We start from the raw sequence: 17,069 nt of genomic DNA, 5'->3' as shown, positions 1-17,069 counted from the left end.
TCACTCGCTCTCGTTGCGGAAGGTGGCGGTCGCCACCATGAGATAGTCCTTCGGCATGCTTGAGCCGGCGGGCCGCAGGTTGGTGATGAATGGCCTGACGAGGTCCGTGAAGACGCTCCAGCGATAATAGGCGCGAACCACGTTGAAGGAGCCGGGGCCGCCAGGGGCAAACTTGAAGCCGCTCGTGTCGATGTCGGTGGAATCGGTCTTCCGCGGGATCAGCACGGGAAACTTGCTCAGATCACTGACCGCCCTGACGTCCAGATAGAATTGCGAGGGTAGGCCGGCTTCAGTGGCCGAGCACTTCATCAGGACCGAGATCTCGTCGCAGAACGCCTGGCGGAACTGAGCCTCGCTCATGTCGGTCTGTTTACCCTGCTGGAAGGTGATCTGACCGGTGCGGACCTTGCGCGCCATCGTCTCCGTCGCATTCGCCAGGAGCTGGTCGCCGTAGAAGGCGGCGAAGGTTTCGAGCGAGGCGAAGATCACCACGAAGAAGGGAAGCGCGAGAATGGCGAACTCGATACTCGTCGTGCCTTTGCGGTTGCGAAGGAAACGGCTGAAAATGCCTTTTCGCCTTTTTTCGGCCCCGCTCGGCCGCCATGTTGCCTGCTCGATGTTCATTGCGCCGTCCCATCATGTTACGCCAGACGGGCGGCAGATTATGGAGCAACCATTGATATTTCGTTCTCAGGGATGGTGCGTATTTTAACGAACCACGCGCTTCGAACCCATAAAAATCAATTGGTGCTACCTGTGGTTTTGCGTTCCGCGTGACGCTCACAATTTGGTGTGCAGGAGAGCACGGTGCGGGACGTTTGTTTATAGACGCGCACGGTGTTGCCTTCGTCGATCGACACCAGGATCCGCTCGTCGACGATGGCGTTTCCGTCCTGATCGAGGATGACCAGGTTGGTGGTTCCGAAGTTGCGGCCGGTAATGACGATCGTACGGGCGTCCGCAACCGTCGCGTCCGCCACCTCGGCATTGCCGATGATGACCTTGCTGACCGGGCGATCGAGCTTCAATACGCGCGCATGATCCATATACACACGCATCATGTCGCTTTCGGCCGCGGCGGCAACCGAGGGGGCGAGGGCGGCGATCGCGTATGCGAAAATGGCGGCTCGGCCGGTCGCGAATGGCGTGGTCATGGCGGGTCCCTAGGTGGTGTTCACGCCATACTCACCGCTCTTGGTGAACGAACCGTTAAGTCGGTTCTATCGAGGCCTTGCGGAGGCTTCGCCGTTTTCTGTTCGTTTACCCAAAAATCAGGGATGCTTCGTTAACCTTCAGGTAACCGCCTTCTTTAAGTCGATGGCAATGCGCCAGGACTAGTTTGGGGTTCATCCGATCAACGGCAACAGTTGGCGGAAGTGCTGAACAACAAACGTGAAGTAGGAGAATCATCATGAAGAAGATTTTTGCCCGTCTGATGAAGGACGAGTCCGGCGCGACCGCCATCGAGTATGGCCTCATTGCCGCGCTCATCTCCGTTGCCCTGATCGCAGGCGCAACGACCCTCGGCAACTCGCTGAACAGCACGTTCAACGGCCTCGGCGGCAAGCTGACCAGCACCACGGCTGGCAAGCTCTAATCGGGAAAGCAAGCGAGGAGAAATTCGCATGACGAAGATTTTCCATCGCCTGCTTCGGGATGAAACCGGCGCGACTGCCATTGAATATGGCCTGATCGCGGCTCTCATTTCCGTCGCCCTGATTGCTGGTGCAAGCACGCTCGGGAACTCGCTAGATTCCACGTTCAACGGGATCGGTGGCAAGATCACGACGAGCACGTCCGGCAAGCTCTGACGAACAGGTTTCGCAAGAACCTGTAATGGAGCCGCCCCCAAAAGGCGGCTCTATTGTTATCTGGAAGCCAGCAGGCATCGCAGATTGTTTGCTCTCACTTCGGAGGCAGGAAGCATGATTGAAGCTGCCATATTCGTGGTCTTCCCTTTTTGCCTGGGATTTGCGGCGTTTTCCGACCTGCTGACGATGACGATCCCGAACCGTGTTTCGGTGATCCTGCTTGGTGCCTTTTTCCTGGTGGCGCCAATGTCCGGCTTGGGGTTCGCCGAGATCGGCCTGCATGTGCTCGCGGCCGCCGCAGTCTTTGCCGCATGTTTTGCCCTGTTTGCGACGAACGTGATGGGCGGCGGGGACGCGAAGCTCCTGACGGCCTGCGCCATCTGGTTCGGCCTGACGTCGTCGTTGACGGCCTTCCTGCTCTATGTCTCGATCTTCGGCGGCGTGCTGACGCTCGCGGTGCTTTTGTTGCGCCAGCAGGAGGATACGATCCTTGCGAGCGGCATTCCTTTCCCGCAGCTTTTGCTCACGGCCAAGAAAATTCCTTACGGGATCGCGATCGCGCTTGGGGGCTTTGCCGCCTATCCCTCGTCGCCGCTTATGGAGGCGGCCTTTGCGCGGCTGACTTGAGAGACCTTTGGGCCGGCTGGTGAGCTTTCGTTAACTGCGCTCATAAGTAATCCGTTAACCATAATTACACCAATTCCTGATCAATCTGAGCCTGGCATTTTTTCGGGGCTCGGAAACAATCATGAAACCGGTTCGCATCATCATACTGGCAGTGGCCGTTCTCTCGGCTGCGATGGCCGGTCTTTTGGCGATGAGGCTGACGGGCGCGCCTGCGCCGCAGATGGCTGAACCGGTCGTCGAGCGTGCCCCCACCGTCAACGTGCTTGTCGCCAGCAAGAGCCTGCCCGTCGGATCGCGACTGGGCGGCGACAGCATCCAATGGATGGCCTGGCCGAAGGACGGTGTGGTCGATGGCATCATTACCGAAGAAAATCAGCCGACCGCGATCGATGATCTGAGCGGCGCGGTCGTGCGTCTGCCGATCTTCAACGGCGAACCCGTGCGCCACGAAAAGGTGGCAGATTCGTCCAGCCGCATCATGTCGTCGCTGCTGCCGGCGGGCAAGCGCGCCGTTGCGACCGAAATCACGGTCGCGACCGGTGCCGGTGGCTTCATCCTGCCGAACGACCGCGTCGACGTGATCATGGTGCGCAAGGGTGATGGCGAACTCTACCTGACCGAAACCGTGCTCAGCAATGTGCGTGTGCTCGCGATCGACCAACAGGTCGAGGAAAAGGATGACGGCACCAAGGCGGTGGTTGGAACCACGGCCACGCTGGAACTTACGCCCGACCAGTCGAAAGTGATGACGGTCGCGCAGCAGATGGCGGAACGTATTTCGCTGGCGCTCCGAAGCGTCGCCGACGCGCAGGAGTCTGACACGGACGCCGCGGACTATCTGCTGAGCGGCGACGGCCAACCGAACATTCAGGTCATCAAGTCCGGCTCCATCGTCAAGGGCGATGGAACGGTCGGCCAGACGCAGCAATGACAGACACGAGCAGGAACCAGGTGAGAACGGGGCATAAGGTGAAACGGAGCGGAAACAAATTTCGGGCGTCTGTCGCAGCCGGCCTATCATTCTGCCTGGCGGTTACCGGCATGTATCTGCCGGCGCCGACGGAAGCTTTTGCCGGCGCGTCCTCGGTCGTCCGCATCGTCGAAAGCGGCCCCGGCGTGAAGAAGAAGGTCAACCTCGGTTTGAACAAGGCCGTAGTCGTCGATTTGCCTGCAGACGCGCACGATATCCTCGTTGCCGACCCGTCTCTCGCCGACGCCGTGACCCGTACGTCGCGGCGCATCTACCTCTTCGGCAAGTCGGTCGGCCAGACCAACATCTTCGTCTTCGGTCCCAATGGCGAGGAGATCGTCTCCCTCGACATCGAGGTCGAGCGCGATGTCTCCAGCCTTCAGTCCAACCTGCGCCGCTTCATTCCGGACGCCGATATCAATGTCGAGATCGTCTCGGACAACATCGTGCTGACCGGCACCGTGCGCACACCGCTCGATTCCACCCGTGCCGTCGACCTTGCCAAGGCCTTCCTTCAGGGCGGTGAGGCGACCACGCGCAACATCACGGCCCAGGGCAACAATGGCGACGCCGATATTTTCGCCGAAGACCGGCAGGTGTCGCAGATCGTCAATCTCCTGACCATCGATGGCGACGATCAGGTCAATCTCAAGGTCACCGTGGCCGAGGTCAGCCGCCAGGTGCTGAAACAGCTCGGCTTCAACGGCCGTGTCAGCGATGGGCGAAGCGGCATTGCCTTCCGCAATCCGGCCAATCTCGGCGATGCGATCGGTGTCGGCGTCAACGCGGTGGTCAACGGGTCGATCGGCAGCACAGCGATCTCCAGCTACATTAATGCGATGGAGCAGGCCGGCGTGATGCGGACGCTGGCCGAACCGAGCCTGACGGCGATTTCGGGACAGGAAGCGAAGTTCTATGTCGGCGGTATGTTTCGATTGGCGGGAACGCAAGAGGTATCGGAAGAAGACGATCCGGTAACGAAGCAGCCAAAGAGAAAGGTCGAACGTGAAGTCAACGACGTTGAATATGGCATCCGTCTGAACTTCAAACCAGTCGTGCTAGGTCCGGGGCGCATTAGCCTGAAGATAGAGACGAACGTTTCGGAGCCAACCTACGAAGGGTCTGTCGTTACCGGTAACAGCTTTACCGACATTCCGGGCAATACCTTCCTAGGGATCCGCAAGCGCGAGGCCTCGACCAGCGTCGAATTGCCGTCCGGCGGCTCGATCGTGATCGCCGGCCTGGTTCAGGACAATATTCGCCAGGCGATGTCAGGCCTGCCGGGCGCGTCGAAGATCCCGGTGCTGGGCACGCTGTTTCGCAGCAAGGATTTCGCGCGCAACGAGACCGAGCTGGTCATCATCGCCACACCCTATCTGGTCCGTCCGGTCGCCAGAAGTGCGATCTCCCGGCCTGACGACAACTTCAATCCGGCCAACGATCTCGACAGCTACTTCCTCGGCCGCGTGAACCGCATTTACGGCCGGCCGGAAGCGGCCGCTCCGGCAGGCCGTTACCACGGCAACGTTGGCTTCATCTACAAATAGGCTGGGTCATGACGCTTCGAACCGATTTCCACGTGAATTCCGAAAGGCCGAACGCCATGTCCTCAGGTCCGTCCGGAACATTCATCCGTCGCATGAGCCGGGCAGCCGTCCTGGTGCTGGCCGGTGCCCTGCTTGCCGGTTGCGGCACGAGGGACAATCTCGCGACTGGCTCCATCCCCGATGACTACCGCACCCGGCATCCGATTGTGCTCGCCGAGGGGGAACGCGTCATCGACATCCCGATCGCCTCGGGCGATCGCCGTCTTACTCAGGGTACGCGCGATGTCGTCGCCGGTTTTGCGGCCGACTATCGCAACTCGGCAAGCGGCGTCGTGCAGATCATGATGCCGCGGGGCGCTGCCAACAGCCACGCCGCCCAGGCGATGCGCCGGGAAATCCGCGGCGTGCTGGTGAATGCAGGCGTACCGGCCAAGAGGTTGCTGGAGACGAGCTACGACGCCGGACCCTATGGCGACGCGGCCCCTATCCGTCTGAGCTACGTGGCGATCACGGCACAGACGGGACCTTGCGGCACCTGGCCGGAAGACCTGAACCTCAACACCTTGGAAAACAAGAACTATTACAACTTCGGTTGCGCCTCGCAATCGAACCTGGCGGCCCAGCTTGCCAACCCGACGGACCTCCTCGGTCCGCGTCAGATGTCGCCGATCGACGCCGAGCAACGCGGCCAGGTGATCACGGATTGGCGTGGAACCGAGAAGAAGGACGGCACGGTCATCACCTTCAACTGATATCGGCTGGATGAAAAGATGAGTACCATCGATTACAGGATCGAGACTGGCACCGAGGGGGACGACCCGTCCTTCGATGCGCGTATGAGCGATCTGGAGCAGGTTCGTCCGTTGCCGCGGATTTCGATCCACGCGTTTTGCGAGAGCAACGCGATGTTGCAGCTGATGGAGCGGTGCGGCCAGGATCGGCGCATGGCGAAGGTTAGCCTGCGCATCAACAGCGGCAGCATCGATGCCGCCGCCAACATGTTCGCGACCGTATCGACGCCCAACCTGATCATTCTCGAGACGGCGACGGAACCTCGGTCGCTGCTGACCGAACTGGCGCCGCTGGCGGAAGTCTGTGATCCCAGCACCAAGGTGATCCTCGTCGGCAAGCACAACGATATCGGGCTCTACCGCGAACTCATCCGCAACGGCATTTCCGAATACATGGTCGCGCCGGTTTCGATGCCGGACATTCTCACTGCCGTTTCGGCGATCTTCGTCGACCCGGATGCCGAACCCTTGGGGCGAAGCATCGCCTTCATCGGTGCGAAGGGCGGCTGCGGATCGTCCGTGATCGCACACAATTGCGCCTGGGGCATCTCCAGCCTGTTTTCGACCGAAACGATTCTCGCCGATCTCGACTTGCCCTATGGCACCGCCAACATCGATTTCGACCAGGATCCGCCGCAGGGCATTGCAGAGGCGGTCTTTGCGCCGGAGCGCCTGGACGAGGTATTTCTCGATCGTCTGCTGACCAAGTGCTCCGAGCACCTGTCGCTTCTGGCGGCACCTTCGATGCTCGACCGCGCTTATGACTTCGAGACCGGGGCTTTTCACCCGATCCTCGAGATCCTGCAGCGCAGCGCCCCCGTTTCCGTTCTCGACATTCCGCACCTGTGGACGGACTGGACACGGTCCGTGCTCGGCGAAGCCGACGAGGTGGTGATCACGGCGATCCCCGATCTTGCCAGCCTGCGCAACACCAAGAACCTGCTCGACGCCCTGAAGAGGCTGCGCCCCAACGACAAGGCGCCCCACCTGGTGCTGAACCAGGTCGGCATGCCGAAGCGGCCGGAGATTGCCGCCAACGAGTTCTGCGATTCGCTGGAAATCGAAGCCGCGGCCATCATTCCCTTCGACGCGGCTCTGTTCGGTAACGCTTCGAACAGCGGGCGGATGATCGCCGAAATCGACAAGAAAGCGCCGGCCGCTGAAACCTTCTCGCAGCTCGCACATCTTCTGACCGGCCGCGTGACGATGAAGAAGGCCCGGCGCGGTGGCCTCGGCAAGATGCTTGCAGCGCTCGGCAGGAAATAGGACGTAGGATTACGCAGATGTTTGGCAAGCGCGGAAACGAAGGCTTCGGCAAAGGCGGCGGCACCCCGGTTTCCGCCCCTCCGCCGATCGTGGCTGCGGTGCAAGCGCCGGTGGTCGAGCGCGCCGTGCCGGTTCTCGCCGATACGCCCTCCGCTGGTGCCAAGTCGCCGACGCCAGCCCCGCCGGCAAGACGGCGGCAGGCGCGGACGGAAGACTACTACGACACGAAATCGCAGGTCTTCTCCGCGCTGATCGACACGATCGATCTGTCGCAGCTCGCCAAGCTCGATACGGAGAGCGCGCGCGAGGAAATCCGCGATATCGTCAACGACATCATCACGATCAAGAACTTCGCGATGTCGATCTCCGAGCAGGAGGAACTACTCGACGATATCTGCAACGACGTTCTGGGGTACGGTCCGCTCGAACCGCTGCTTGCCCGCGACGACATCGCCGACATCATGGTCAACGGTGCAGGCCAGACCTTCATCGAAGTCGCCGGTAAAGTGCAGGAATCGGAAATCCGCTTCCGCGACAACGCGCAGCTTCTTTCGATCTGCCAGCGCATCGTCGGCCAGGTCGGCCGCCGTGTCGACGAATCGAGCCCGATCTGCGACGCCCGCCTGCCGGACGGATCCCGCGTCAACGTTATTGCCCCACCGCTCGCCATCGACGGCACGGCGCTGACCATCCGCAAGTTCAAGAAGGACAAGCTGACGCTCGAGCAGCTGGTCCGCTTCGGCTCGATCACGCCAGAGGGCGCCGTTCTCCTGCAGATTATCGGTCGTGTCCGCTGCAACATCGTCATTTCGGGCGGCACGGGCTCGGGCAAGACGACGCTTCTCAATTGCCTGACACGCTATATCGACACGGACGAGCGGGTGATCACCTGCGAAGACACGGCCGAACTGCAATTGCAGCAGCCGCATGTCGTGCGCCTCGAAACCCGCCCACCGAATATCGAAGGCGAAGGCGAGATCACCATGCGCGATCTCATCAAGAACTGCCTGCGCATGCGCCCCGAACGCATCATCGTCGGCGAAGTGCGCGGCCCGGAAGTCTTCGACCTGTTGCAGGCGATGAACACCGGCCATGACGGCTCGATGGGAACCATCCACGCCAACACGCCGCGCGAATGCCTGAGCCGCATGGAATCTATGATCGCGCTTGGCGGTTATACGCTGCCGGCAAAGACCGTGCGCGAGATCATCGCCGGATCGGTGGACGTGATCATCCAGGCGTCCCGCCTTCGCGATGGGTCCCGCCGCATCACCCACATCACCGAGGTGGTGGGCATGGAAGGCGACGTAATCATCACCCAGGACCTGATGCGCTACGAGATCGATGGCGAAGACGCCGGCGGGCGGATCATCGGCCGCCACATGTCGACCGGCATCGGCCGGCCGCATTTCTGGGATCGTGCGCGCTACTTCAACGAGGACAAGCGACTGGCCGCGACCCTCGACGCGATGGACAAGGGCTAGGAGCTGCGATGTTCGGGATAGACATCACCGTTCTGGCGCTAGCGGCCCTCGTCGCCATATCGGCGGCGGCGCTTGCCTACGGCCTGCTGTTCTCGCGCATCGAAAGCGAAAAGAAGGCGGAAGGCCGCGTGCGCAAGATCAGCGCGGCGGAAACCGACCGCGCCAAGATGAAGGCCGCGCGCGACCGCGTGAGCGAACTGTCGAAACGGCGAAAATCCGTCCAGGATTCGCTGAAGGAATTGGAAAAGAAGCAGCAGGAACGCTCGGCAAAGACAGCGCCCTCGATGAAGGTGCGTCTCACCCAGGCGGACCTGTCGATCTCGATCGGGCGCTTTTATCTGTTCAGCGCGCTCTTCGGATTTTTTGCCTTTCTGATCGTGCTGATGCTGGGGGCCGGGCTCGCCATTGCCGTCGGCTTCGGCCTGGTCGCCGGTCTCGGCCTGCCGCGCTGGTTCATCGGCTACCTGGTCAAGCGGCGCTGCAAAAAGTTCCTCGAGGAATTCCCGAATGCGCTCGAAGTCATGGTCCGCTCCATCAAGTCGGGCCTTCCCTTGAACGACGCACTACGTCTCATCGCCGCCGACGGCCAGGAGCCGGTCAAGACCGAGTTTCGCCGCGTGGTGGAATCCCAGCAGGTGGGCCTGAGCGTGACCGAAGCCTGCGCCCGTATGGTCAACAGCATTCCCCTGCCGGAGGTGAATTTCTTCGCCATCGTGATCGCCATTCAGGCGCAGGCGGGCGGCAATCTCTCGGAAGCCCTAGGCAACCTGTCGAAGGTCCTGCGCGAGCGCAGGAAGATGAGAGCGAAGGTCAGTGCCATGTCGATGGAAGCCAAGGCCTCGGCCTGCATCATCGGCGCCCTGCCGTTCATCGTCGCGCTTTTGGTCTACCTGACATCGCCCGCCTACATGATGGTGCTTTTCACCGACCCCCGCGGTCATCTGATCATCGGTGCCGGCCTGTTCTGGATGAGCATCGGCATTTGGGTGATGCGCAACATGATCAACTTCGACATCTGAGGGGCGTCGATGAGCACTGACCTGATCAAGACCCTGACCGATCCCAACGTCGTCGTCGCCATTCTGGTTTCGCTCGCCGTGCTCGCAACCTTCTATTCGCTGATCGTGCCGCTGTTCGATCGCGGCGATCTCGGCAAGCGGATGAAGTCCGTTGCGACCGAGCGCGAGCAGATCCGGGCGCGCGAACGCGCGCGGCTTGCCGCCGAGGTTCAAAACGGCCGGGCAAGCCTGCGCGGGCAGAACAACGCCTCCATCCGCCAGGTCGTCGAACGGCTCAACCTGCGCTCGGCGCTCGTCGACGATAATACCGTCAACCGGTTGAAAATGGCCGGCTTCCGTTCGCAGAACGCGCTCAACACCTTCCTGTTCGCGCGCTTCTGCCTGCCCTTCCTGTTTCTGCTCGTCGCGCTCGTCTATATCTTCGTACTCGGCAATTTTGCCGACAAGCCGCTGATGGTGCGGCTCTTCTTTGCGATCGGCTTTGCCTATCTTGGCTTTTATGCGCCGAACATCGTCGTGGCCAACGCCATCACCAAGCGCCAGGCGTCGATACGCCGGGCCTGGCCGGATGCGCTGGATCTCTTGCTGATCTGCGTCGAATCGGGCGTGTCGATGGAGCTCGGCATGCGTCGCGTCGCCGACGAGGTGGCATCGCAATCGCAGCAACTGGCGGAAGAGCTGGTGCTGACGACGGCGGAACTGTCGTTTCTGCCCGAGCGCCGGGTTGCACTTGAAAATCTCGGACAGCGCACCGGCCTCGACGAGGTGAAATCCGTGGTCCAGGCACTGATCCAGGCGGACCGCTACGGTACGCCGATCGCTCAGGCCCTGCGTGTGCTAGCGCAGGAAAGTCGCGACCAGCGCATGACGGCAGCCGAGAAGAAGGCGGCTGCCCTGCCGCCGAAGCTGACCGTGCCGATGATCCTGTTCTTCCTGCCGGTGCTGGTCGCCGTCATCCTTGGACCGGCCGGCATCCAGGTCGCCGACAAATTCTAAACAGCGGCGCCGCTGTCGGCGCTCTACAATCATGGGTTCGAAAACCGCTTGCGCGGTGGCGGACAAAGGCATGCCGCGCAAATGTGCGCGGCTGACTTTGCGGATGACGGTGGCGGTAGATGGGAAGCGCTAGAGGCGCCAAGAGCGTCTCTGAAGAACGCGGCGCGCCTTAGTTGGCGACCTTCTTGTCGTCGGCCTTGGCGAGCTCTTTCCATGCGCCCTGCTGCGAAAGCATTGAGCGCAGATAGGCGACGTTCGCTTCCGCCTGCTCGCTGGAAAGCTCCTGGCGGGCGATCGTCTCGGCTTCCTGGAAGCGGCCCTGAAGGCCGACGGCGAGCGCGAGGTTCTGGCGCACGCTGCTGTCGGCGCCGGGCTGGCTTGCCGCCGACTTGAGATAGGTTTCGGCGGTGCGAAGGTCCTTGGTCAAAAGATAGGACATGCCGAGATTCGAGAGTACTGACGGCTCGTTCGGCTTGAGGTCGAGAGCCTCGCGGTAGCGCAGTCGCGCCTCCTGGGCGCGGCCCAGCTGGTCGAGGATTGCGCCCTCGGCCGATTTCAGCTTCCAGTCCGGACGGTCGGGTGTCTGCGCCCGGCCGATTGTCGCAAGCGCCTGCTCGAGCTGACCGGCGGCGGCCTGTGCCTTGCCGTAGGCGCCGAGCACTTCGCGGTCCGACGGATGGTTGATCGCGACCTGCTGCATCACCGCAAGCGCCTGCTCATTGCGGCCGGTCATGCGCAGGAGATTGGCATAGTTGAGGCCCGCTTCGCGATCCTTGGGGTTCTTTTCATAGGCCTGGCCGATGCTTTCGGCAGCGGCCGAAAGCTCAGGCGCGGTCATCGACTGCACCGGTTTTGACGTTCTGGAGATCGACCCTGTCGTCAGTTCCTTCTTCGGCTGGTTGGCGCAGCCGGCAAGCGAAAGCGCCACCAGCGCGATCGCCGCGCCCTGCAAGAAACGGGCGCGTTTCGAGGATGAGGTCGTATATTTGGCCATGTGTGTCCCCAGCATGCATTCGCGCACCTGAACTTCAGACAACACCGGCGCAACTTTCACTTCAGCAATAATCTGTTAACCCTAACAGAGCGTTAATGGCGCGATTCCATCTCTGTCAGCCGAGGACTTTCATGGCTCCCTATCAGTTCATCGAGCGGCCGTCGCCGTTCAACACCAGCGCCGGCAAGACCCTGCCGATCTTCGCCGTCACGCCGGCGCATATCGAGACGGGGACGATCGACCCGATCGCTTTGGACTGGGCGCGCAAGGCAGGCTTTACGGCCGAGTCCGGCGCGGTGCTGCTGATCCCGTCCGCCGACAGCCATCTTGGCGGCGCGCTCTTCGGCCTCGGCAGCAACCCGTCGGAAGCGCCGTTCCTCGCAGGCAAGCTGGCGCGGGCGCTGCCGGCCGGCAAATGGCATATCGAAACGGCACCGCTGACGGCCAACCGGCTGGCGCTCGGCTACGGCCTCGGCTCCTATCGCTTCGAGCGCTACAAGTCCGCCAAGGGCGAACCGCCGACGCTGCTCATCCCCGCCGATGCGGACGCGACCGACATCAAGCGCCAGCTCGCCGGCGTGTTCCTCGCCCGTGACCTCATCAACACGCCGACCAACGACATGGGACCGGAAGCGCTCGAAGGCGCGTTCCGCGCGCTTGCCGCCCACTACAAGGCCGATGTTTCGGTCATAACCGGCGAAGCGCTGCTGACGCAGAACTTCCCGCTGGTTCACACCGTCGGCCGCGCCAGCGCCGAGGCTCCGCGCCTGCTGGAGCTGCGCTGGGGCAAGAAGGGCCACAAGAAGGTAACGCTCGTCGGCAAGGGCGTGTGCTTCGATACCGGCGGTCTCGACATCAAGCCGTCGGCCTCCATGCTGCTGATGAAGAAGGACATGGGCGGTGCCGCCAACGTCCTTGGCCTGGCGCTGATGATCATGGACGCCAAGCTCAAGGTGGATCTGCGCGTCATCGTGCCGGTGGTCGAAAACTCTATTTCCGCCAATGCTTTCCGGCCCGGCGACATCTATCGCAGCCGCAAGGGCCTGACGGTGCAGATCGACAATACCGATGCCGAAGGCCGGCTGATCCTTGCCGACGCGCTCGCCTATGCCGACGAAGAGAAGACGGATCTGCTCGTCGACATGGCGACGCTGACCGGTGCCGCGCGCGTCGCGCTCGGTCCGGATCTGCCGCCGTTCTTCACCGACGATGCCGGTCTCGCCCATGATCTGACGGAAGCAAGCCTCGAGGTCGACGATCCGATGTGGCGCATGCCGCTCTATAACGGGTATGACAAGGATGTCTCGGCCCGCATCGCCGACCTCACCAACGCGCCTGCGGGCGGCATGGCCGGATCGATCACTGCGGCACTCTTCCTCCGGCGCTTCGTCACCAACGCCAAGAGCTGGGTCCATTTCGATATCTTCGGCTGGGCTCCGTCCGAGCGCCCGCATTCGACGGTTGGCGGGGAGGCGCAGGCAATCCGTGCGCTTTACCAGCACGTCCAGAAGATGACGAGGTAACCGCAACCAGGCGTAACCGGCAAAGAAACGCTTGCGTAACGATCCGCCGCTATCGTGGCGGATCAGTATCACGCGTAGGAGCCGCCATTGCCGATCGAGCTAACGCCCTCCCAGGCCCTCGGGCTTTGGCATTCGGTGTCGCTCGCCCAGGTTCGCGTCGACAGCCGCGACCTGACCTTGCGGCAGCTGGCGATCCTGCTGCACATCTACCTCGTGCCGCCGCCGCACACCGTGCGTGGATTGGCGGCGACGCTTGGGGTCACCAAGCCGGTCATCACCCGCGCGCTCGACACCATGGGAGCGCTTGGACTTGTCGATCGCACCCGCGACGAGCGTGATCGCCGCAACGTCGTCATCAAAAGGACAGTCGAGGGTGCTCTCTATCTTGAAAAATTCGGTGACCTGATCATTGATCAGGGCCGCAAGCAGCTGAAGTGAGTAGACATGTCGACACCGCCCGATCGCCGCCTGAACGCCTATCGCCCCGACCTCGCAGAGAGCCGGCTACGCGGTGTCGTGCAAGCCGAACGCTACGTCGAGGGAAGCGTTGCGCGCATCTCTGTTCCGGTTGCGCCCCTGCGGGCCAAGCCCGATCTCGCCTGCGGCACCGACACCGAGCTGCTGCTCGGCGAACCCGTTCGGGTACTCGACACCAACGAAAGCTGGTGCTGGGTGAAGGCCGATCTCGACGGCTATGTCGGCTATCTTCCGGAGTATTGCCTTGCGCCGGTGGTCAAGAGCCCGACCCATATCGTGACGGCGCCGCGCACCTTCGTCTATACCGGCCATGATCTGCGTTTCCCGACGGTCTATCCGCTGTCGATGGGCAGCCGGTTGACGGTTGTCGATGAGCGCGAAACGAGGGGCACGCGCTACTTTCTGCTCGACGGCGGCCAGGCGGTCATCGCCAATCACTGCATTGAGGTCGGCAGTGTCGTGCCGGGAGACTATGTCTCGGTCGCTGCCCGTTTCGTCGAAACACCCTATCTCTGGGGCGGGCGTTCCGGCTTCGGCATCGATTGCTCCGGCCTTGTGCAATTGTCGATGATGATGGTCGGCAGGCAGGCGCCGCGCGATTCCGACATGCAGGCGACGGGGTTGGGAACGCCGATTGGGCGCGAAGAGCTCACGCGCGGCGACCTCGTCTTCTGGAAAGGGCACGTCGCGCTGATGGAGGACGACGAAACCCTGATCCACGCCAACGGTCACACGATGACGGTTGCGCGAGAGGGCTTGGAGGCCTCGATCGAGCGGATTGGCTGGCTCTATGAGCAGCCGACGGGCTACCGCCGTCCCTGAGCGCCCGCTAGCTGAGCGTTGGGGCGCGCGAGCCTCCGCAATCGCAGCCGATGAAGGCAAAACACCCGTTCACGTCGCAGAATGCGACGCTGCGTCTCTGCCAGGAGGCTCGGCGTGGCAAGCGTCGCACCTCGCTTTCGCTGGATCAGTAGCCGGCTACTTTGTCGACGACGTGTTCGAGCGCCTGTCCGCCTTCGAAGCGGGCGATCTGCTGCTCCACATGGCGGAAGAGCGCCTTGACGTCGGAGGATGCCGCCACGTGCGGCGTGACGTAGACGTTGGGCAGGGTCCAGAAGCGGCTGTCCTGGGCAAGCGGCTCCTGCTCGAAAACGTCGAGCGAGGCACCAGCGAGCACGCCGCTGTCGAGCGCCTTCAGGATGTCCGCTTCGACCTGGCTACCGCCGCGGCCGGCATTGATGAAGACAGGCGCGCCGAACGGGCCGTTACGGCTGAGCCTTGCAAACAGGCGCAGGTTGAAAATGCCGCGGGTGTCCGGCGTCAGCGGCAGCAGGCCGACAAGGAAGTCGCTGCGTGCCAGGAAGCTGTCGAGTTCGTTGCCGCCAAAGGTCTCGATGCCGGCGACGTCGCGCTTGCTGCGCGACCAGCCGATGACCTTGAAGCCCATGGCCGAGAGCTTGCGGGCGGCGTCCTGGCCAAGCACGCCCATGCCCATGATGCCGACGGTGATGTCGGCGGCTTCTGGCTGGGTCAGGTCGCGCCATTCGCGTTTCGCCGCCTGCGCCTCGTAGGTGCGGTGCTGGCGCAGGTGCATGAGGCACTGCATGACCACCCATTCGCTCATGCGCGTCGTCAGCGTCTGGTCGACGAAGCGCACGAGCGGCACTTCGGGAAGGCTCGGCAAGGTCAGGACGTGGTCGACGCCGGCGCCGCCGGAGAACACCACCTTGAGATCCGGCGCCCGGTCGAACAGGTCCGGTGCCGATTTCCAGACGACTGCATAGTCGATGCCCGAGAGGTCGCGGTTGTGGTGCACGGCATCGGCGCGGTTGATCACCTCGCGATCCGGGAAGGCCCCGCGAAGCGCCGCCTCGACCTCCTCCGGAATGAACTTCAGATCGACGATGACGGGGCTTTTTGCGGACATTCGGGCACCTATTGGCGGATCGCGGTCAAGTTGACGGCTTCGAGGTTGAAGGCGGCAGCCATCAGCGCCTTCGTGTAGTCCTGGCTCGGGGCATTGAAAATGCGTTCGGCCGGGCCCTGCTCCACCACCTTGCCCATGCGCATCACGATCATCTCGTTGGCAAGGGCGCGCACGACCTTGAGGTCGTGGCTGATGAACAGATAGGCGAGGTCGTGTTTGCTCTGCAGGTCCCGCAGGAGGTCGACCACCTGCGCCTGCACGCTCATGTCGAGCGCCGAGGTCGGCTCGTCGAGCATCACGAATTGCGGCTTAAGCACCATGGCGCGGGCAATGGCGATGCGCTGCCGCTGGCCGCCGGAGAACTCGTGCGGATAGCGCCAGCGGGTCGCGGGATCGAGGCCCACTTCTTCGAGCGCCGCCGCGACGCGGGCGTCGCGCTCGTTGTCGGATAGGGAGCGCTCGTGGATTTTCAGGCCTTCGGCGATGATATCGGCCACCGACATGCGCGGGCTGAGTGAGCCGTAGGGATCCTGGAAGACGATCTGCATCCGGTTTCGAAGCGGCCGCATCTCGTTGAAGCTGTAGCGGTCGATGTCCTTGCCGATGAAGGCGATGCGACCCTTCGACGAGATCAGCCGCGTCAACGCAAGCCCGAGCGTCGTCTTGCCGGAGCCGGATTCGCCGACGACGCCGAGTGTCTGGCCTGCACGCAGCTTCAGATCGATGCCGTCGACGGCCTTCACATGATCGACCACCTTGCGCAGGAATCCCGCCTTGATTGGGAACCACACCTTCATCTCAGAGGCTTCCATCACGATCGGCTTCGACGCGTCAGACGGCGGCGGATTGCCCTTCGGCTCGGAGGCGAGCAGATGGCGGGTGTAGGCATGCTGCGGATTGGCAAAGATCTCGGCGGTCGGTCCCGTTTCGACGATCTTGCCCTTGGTCATGACGCAGACCCGATCGGCGATCTTGCGCACGATGCCGAGGTCATGGGTGATGAACAGCATCGACATGCCGTGCTCATCCTTGAGCGTCTTCAACAGCTCGAGGATCTGTGCCTGCACGGTGACGTCGAGTGCGGTCGTCGGCTCGTCGGCGATCAAGAGTTCCGGTCGGTTGGCGAGCGCCATCGCGATCATCACACGCTGGCGCTGGCCACCCGAGAGCTCGTGCGGATAGGCGCTCAGCCGCTTCTCCGGCTCGCGGATGCCGACCTGGTTGAGCAGCTCGAGAATGCGCGTGCGCCGCGCTGCACCCTCCAGCCCCTGGTGCAGTTCGAGGATCTCGCCGATCTGCCGCTCGATCGAATGCAGCGGGTTGAGCGAGGTCATCGGCTCCTGGAAGATCATGGTGATGTCGTTGCCGCGGGCGTGGCGCAGCTCCGCATCGCTGGCTTTCAGCAGGTCCTTGCCGTTGAAGACGATTTCGCCGCTCGGGTGGCTGGCGGACGGGTAGGGCAAGAGCTTCAGGATCGAGTTGGCCGAGACCGATTTGCCCGAACCGGATTCGCCGACAAGCGCCACGGTCTCGCCGCGCCTGATGTCGAAGGAGATATGGTCGACGGCAACGGAGGTGTTGCCGCCCTGGTGAAAGGCGACGGAAAGGTCACGGACGGAGAGGATTGGATCTGTCAT

The 17,069-nt window shown here is 62.5% G+C and carries 18 protein-coding genes; 13 read left to right on the top strand and 5 right to left on the bottom strand.

Annotated features, from left to right (window positions below; all coding sequences use genetic code 11):
* Both ASE71_RS33790 and ASE71_RS33785 read right to left on the bottom strand, forming a co-directional pair.
* Complete coding sequence (locus tag ASE71_RS33790; protein WP_060519407.1) at positions 1–624, bottom strand: TadE/TadG family type IV pilus assembly protein; 624 nt, start codon at positions 622–624, stop codon at positions 1–3.
* Between the two features lie 116 nt (positions 625–740).
* Complete coding sequence (locus ASE71_RS33785) at positions 741–1,154, bottom strand: pilus assembly protein N-terminal domain-containing protein (RefSeq protein ID WP_060519409.1); 414 nt, start codon at positions 1,152–1,154, stop codon at positions 741–743.
* Positions 1,155–1,411: 257 nt separating this feature from the next.
* Here ASE71_RS33785 and ASE71_RS33780 point away from each other — a divergent pair, with 257 nt between their 5' ends.
* The 10 genes from ASE71_RS33780 to ASE71_RS33735 all read left to right on the top strand — a co-directional run bounded on the left by ASE71_RS33780 (position 1,412) and on the right by ASE71_RS33735 (position 10,511).
* The gene (locus tag ASE71_RS33780; RefSeq protein ID WP_034805075.1) at positions 1,412–1,597 is read left to right on the top strand and encodes a Flp family type IVb pilin; all 186 of its coding nucleotides are present in this window, start codon (positions 1,412–1,414) and stop codon (positions 1,595–1,597) included.
* 28 nt (positions 1,598–1,625) lie between these two features.
* Positions 1,626–1,811, top strand: coding sequence for a Flp family type IVb pilin (locus ASE71_RS33775; protein WP_034805073.1), 186 nt, complete (start codon positions 1,626–1,628; stop codon positions 1,809–1,811).
* Between the two features lie 114 nt (positions 1,812–1,925).
* Positions 1,926–2,438, top strand: coding sequence for a prepilin peptidase (locus ASE71_RS33770; RefSeq protein WP_060519411.1), 513 nt, complete (start codon positions 1,926–1,928; stop codon positions 2,436–2,438).
* Between the two features lie 121 nt (positions 2,439–2,559).
* Positions 2,560–3,369: a Flp pilus assembly protein CpaB gene (cpaB, locus tag ASE71_RS33765; protein WP_034805067.1), complete on the top strand. Its 810-nt coding sequence runs from the start codon at positions 2,560–2,562 to the stop codon at positions 3,367–3,369.
* Positions 3,366–4,955 (top strand): type II and III secretion system protein family protein, encoded by a 1,590-nt coding sequence (locus ASE71_RS33760; protein WP_060519413.1) that lies wholly within the window; start codon positions 3,366–3,368, stop codon positions 4,953–4,955. The genes cpaB and ASE71_RS33760 overlap by 4 nt, the downstream gene beginning before the upstream one ends.
* Before the next feature lie 92 nt (positions 4,956–5,047).
* Positions 5,048–5,707, top strand: a complete 660-nt coding sequence (locus tag ASE71_RS33755; RefSeq protein ID WP_034805061.1) for a CpaD family pilus assembly protein — start codon at positions 5,048–5,050, stop codon at positions 5,705–5,707.
* 18 nt (positions 5,708–5,725) lie between these two features.
* Positions 5,726–7,012, top strand: coding sequence for an AAA family ATPase (locus ASE71_RS33750; protein ID WP_060519415.1), 1,287 nt, complete (start codon positions 5,726–5,728; stop codon positions 7,010–7,012).
* Positions 7,013–7,029: 17 nt separating this feature from the next.
* A complete protein-coding gene (locus tag ASE71_RS33745) occupies positions 7,030–8,496 on the top strand; it encodes a CpaF family protein (RefSeq protein WP_060519417.1) in 1,467 nt (488 codons plus the stop codon).
* 8 nt (positions 8,497–8,504) lie between these two features.
* Positions 8,505–9,515 (top strand): type II secretion system F family protein, encoded by a 1,011-nt coding sequence (locus ASE71_RS33740; RefSeq protein ID WP_060519419.1) that lies wholly within the window; start codon positions 8,505–8,507, stop codon positions 9,513–9,515.
* 9 nt (positions 9,516–9,524) lie between these two features.
* Positions 9,525–10,511, top strand: coding sequence for a type II secretion system F family protein (locus ASE71_RS33735; protein ID WP_034805049.1), 987 nt, complete (start codon positions 9,525–9,527; stop codon positions 10,509–10,511).
* A 169-nt stretch (positions 10,512–10,680) separates the two neighbouring features.
* Here ASE71_RS33735 and ASE71_RS33730 read toward each other — a convergent pair whose 3' ends face one another.
* Complete coding sequence (locus tag ASE71_RS33730) at positions 10,681–11,505, bottom strand: tetratricopeptide repeat protein (RefSeq protein WP_060519421.1); 825 nt, start codon at positions 11,503–11,505, stop codon at positions 10,681–10,683.
* Positions 11,506–11,636: 131 nt separating this feature from the next.
* On the opposite strand from ASE71_RS33730, the gene ASE71_RS33725 reads away from it, so the two are divergent.
* From ASE71_RS33725 to ASE71_RS33715, 3 genes are all read left to right on the top strand, one after another.
* Positions 11,637–13,028 (top strand): leucyl aminopeptidase family protein, encoded by a 1,392-nt coding sequence (locus tag ASE71_RS33725; RefSeq protein ID WP_060519423.1) that lies wholly within the window; start codon positions 11,637–11,639, stop codon positions 13,026–13,028.
* 87 nt (positions 13,029–13,115) lie between these two features.
* Positions 13,116–13,466 (top strand): MarR family transcriptional regulator, encoded by a 351-nt coding sequence (locus ASE71_RS33720; RefSeq protein WP_034805040.1) that lies wholly within the window; start codon positions 13,116–13,118, stop codon positions 13,464–13,466.
* A gap of 6 nt (positions 13,467–13,472) precedes the next feature.
* Positions 13,473–14,327, top strand: a complete 855-nt coding sequence (locus ASE71_RS33715; RefSeq protein WP_060519425.1) for an NlpC/P60 family protein — start codon at positions 13,473–13,475, stop codon at positions 14,325–14,327.
* 145 nt (positions 14,328–14,472) lie between these two features.
* Here ASE71_RS33715 and ASE71_RS33710 read toward each other — a convergent pair whose 3' ends face one another.
* Together ASE71_RS33710 and ASE71_RS33705 are read right to left on the bottom strand one after the other, a co-directional pair.
* Positions 14,473–15,432: a 2-hydroxyacid dehydrogenase gene (locus tag ASE71_RS33710; protein WP_060519427.1), complete on the bottom strand. Its 960-nt coding sequence runs from the start codon at positions 15,430–15,432 to the stop codon at positions 14,473–14,475.
* Between the two features lie 8 nt (positions 15,433–15,440).
* A complete protein-coding gene (locus ASE71_RS33705) occupies positions 15,441–17,069 on the bottom strand; it encodes an ABC transporter ATP-binding protein (RefSeq protein ID WP_034805312.1) in 1,629 nt (542 codons plus the stop codon).

It is taken from the genome of Ensifer sp. Root954, assembly GCF_001429005.1.
Classification (GTDB): domain Bacteria; phylum Pseudomonadota; class Alphaproteobacteria; order Rhizobiales; family Rhizobiaceae; genus Ensifer; species Ensifer adhaerens.
The sequence above is the reverse complement of the archived record's forward strand: the minus strand, read 5'-3'. Positions and strand labels throughout refer to the sequence as shown.